Below are 2,985 nucleotides of genomic sequence, written 5' to 3' on the forward strand. Positions count from 1 at the left end.
ATTTCCTTATATCCGATAAATTTCACGCAAGTGTAGGTTATCCACTCATTGAAAATATAACGAAGATAGTAGCTGAATTTGACGGATTTGAATTTACAAGTTCAGGAAAGGTTATAAAAGACGAGGGATTTACAAAGTATTTGAAGGAATATAAGTCCCAAAATAATGAGGATACAGAACTTCCGGATGTAATCGTTGGCGGTGTTATTAGCATTGAAGATAAAGAGATTAAAGAGAAATTTACCCAACCTCCGAAACACTTTACTGAAGATACGCTCTTAAAGTCTATGGAGATTGCAGGAAATGATGCTTTAGAAAAAGGTGTAGAAGTGGAAAGGAAAGGACTTGGAACGCCTGCAACAAGGGCAGGGATTATTGAAAATCTAATCTTTAAGGGATTTGTAGAAAGAGATAAGAAAAATCTTGTAGCCACGCATAAAGGAATTAGCCTTGTAACAATAGTATCTGATAGCTTTAAGTCAGCAGAAACTACCGCAAAGTGGGAAATGGAGCTATCCGATATTGCACAGGGGAAATCTTCAAAGGAAGAATTTTTAGAGGAGATTGAAAATGAGATAAAAGAGGTTGTTCTGACATATAGAAAGTAAGTGGCTACTAATTTTAGAGTGGAAAAAATGTCTTAAAAGTGCTATAATCTTTTGTAGGAAAAGTAGGGCGAAAGGAAGTAAGTATGAAAGATATATTTATGGATACTGCAAAAGTTATGGCAAAAGGACAGGTTACTATTCCGAAAAGGATAAGGGAACTTTTGAATTTAGAAAATGGAGATTATGTTACTTTTGTAGTTAATAAAGATAAAGTTGAAATTCAAAATTCCAAAGTTTTTATTGAAGAAAACATTGGGGAATAAAGATGGTGAAAAAGCAGATGACGATAGATGAAATAAAGAAGTTAATTCAAAATGGAGAGAAGATAGATGTTGAGTTTAAAGAATCTAAAGATGCTTTAACCAAAGATGTCTTTGATACAGTATGCTCCTTCAATAATAGAAATGGCGGACATATTTTACTCGGTGTAAATGATAAAAGAGAGATTGTCGGTGTTAGTAAAGACAAAGTTGATAAAGTGATTAAGGAATTTACTACGGCAATCAATAACTCGCAAAAGATGTATCCACCACTTTATTTGCTTCCTGAAGTCTTTAATATAGATGAGAAAAAAGTAATTTACATCAGAGTGCCGGAAGGTTATCAGGTGTGCAGGCATAACGGAAGAATTTGGGATAGGTCTTATGAGGGAGACATCAATATCACAGACCATTCCGAACTTGTATATAAGCTATATGCAAGAAAGCAAGGAAGCTATTTTGTAAATAAAGTATATCCGAATCTGGATATTGATTTTCTTGATGCTTCTGTTATTGATAAAGCTAAGAAAATGGCTGTTTCCCGAAATAAAAATCATGTTTGGGAGAATATGAGTAATGAAGAACTTCTTAGAAGTGCTAATCTCATTCTGACAGATCCGGAAACAAAGCGTGAGGGAATTACATTAGCTGCTATTCTGTTATTTGGAAAAGACAACTCGATTATGTCCGTTCTTCCACAACACAAAACAGATGCAATATTCAGAGTTGAAAACAAGGATAGATATGATGATAGAGATGTTGTCATAACAAATCTGATTGATAGCTATGACAGGCTTATAGAGTTTGGGCAGAAGCATTTGAACGATTTATTTGTCTTAGACGGAATTGTAAATGTTAATGCAAGAGATAGGATACTTAGAGAGATAGTTTCCAATACATTGGCTCATAGGGATTATTCAAGTGGGTATCCTGCAAAGATGATTATTGATGATGAGAAAATTACTGTTGAAAACAGCAACTTGGCTCATGGAATGGGAACTTTAGATTTACAGAAGTTTGAGCCATTTCCTAAGAATCCTGCTATATCAAAGGTGTTTAGAGAAATAGGTCTTGCAGATGAACTTGGTTCAGGAATGCGAAATACCTACAAGTACACACAGCTTTATTCAGGAGAAAACCCGTTATTTGAGGAGGGAGATATATTTAGAACGATTATTCCTCTAAAGAAGATAGCGACGCAAAAGGTTGGGGGCGACAATGTCGCTCATGATGTCGCTCAGGGTGTCGTTCACGATGTCGCTCACGATAAGATAGCCCTCGCAGAGTTTATTAAAGAAAAAGTGAGAAGCAATGATAGGATTACAAGAAAGGCTATTGCAGATGAAGCTGGAGTTAGCGTAAAGACTATTGAAAGAGCTATAAAGGAAATAGATAATCTGAAGTATGTAGGAAGTGGTAATAGCGGACACTGGGAACTTAATGAATAAAAGTAAGTTGCAGAACTATGATTTTTAGTAGGTAATTGATTTCTAAAAGTGTCATACAATAAGGTTTTGCAGCAGAAAAATTAAGTTGCAGTAAGTTGCAATACACAGAATAAAAAGGTGATTAGAGTAAAATCTAACCGCCTTTTTTTGTTTGGAAAAACGAAGGAGGTAAAAATGCGAATAAATGATTTTCATAACATTTTGGAGCTTATAAAACAAGATGTGCTTCATAGTGAAGCAGAGTATCTGAAGCTCTTAAAGGTTGTCGGAAACAATCAAAGATATGACTTTAGAAGTCAATTAAGTATCTATGATAAAAATCCTGAAGCAATAGCTTGTGCCAAGTTTGACTACTGGAGGGAACGTTTTAATCGAACAGTAATGCGAGGACAGAAAGGTATCCCCATTTTAGAGGACTATGGCACATTCAAAGAAGTGGACTATATTTTTGATATAGGTCAGACAGTTTCAAGAAACAGAGATGTCAACGAAGTAAATCTTTGGAAGTTTGACAAAGAAAACCATCAAGATGTGTTAAAGGAAATGATTAAAAGCGAGGGCTATGATGAAAGTAAAAGCACACTTGAAAACATCTTTTCTTTAAGCAGACTCTACGGTGATGAAAAAATAGATACCTTAATGAATGAACTTAGAGTAGCGGATGAGGAT

4 protein-coding genes are annotated in these 2,985 nt (G+C 34.9%); all 4 read left to right on the forward strand.

Features of this window, described 5'->3' with window-relative positions:
* A partial coding sequence (locus HMPREF9943_RS09585) for a DNA topoisomerase (protein WP_004804488.1) occupies positions 1-608 on the forward strand: 608 nt, incomplete at its 5' end.
* A gap of 83 nt (positions 609-691) precedes the next feature.
* On the forward strand, positions 692-871 hold the full coding sequence (locus HMPREF9943_RS09590) for an AbrB/MazE/SpoVT family DNA-binding domain-containing protein (RefSeq protein WP_004804490.1): 180 nt from the start codon (positions 692-694) through the stop codon (positions 869-871).
* A gap of 2 nt (positions 872-873) precedes the next feature.
* Entirely contained in the window at positions 874-2,316 is a 1,443-nt protein-coding gene (locus HMPREF9943_RS09595; RefSeq protein WP_004804493.1) for an AlbA family DNA-binding domain-containing protein, read from the forward strand.
* Positions 2,317-2,490: 174 nt separating this feature from the next.
* Positions 2,491-2,985: hypothetical protein (locus HMPREF9943_RS09600; RefSeq protein ID WP_004804495.1), on the forward strand; the 495-nt coding region annotated here is incomplete at its 3' end.

It is taken from the genome of Eggerthia catenaformis OT 569 = DSM 20559 (assembly GCF_000340375.1).
Lineage (GTDB): Bacteria > Bacillota_I > Bacilli_A > Erysipelotrichales > Coprobacillaceae > Eggerthia > Eggerthia catenaformis.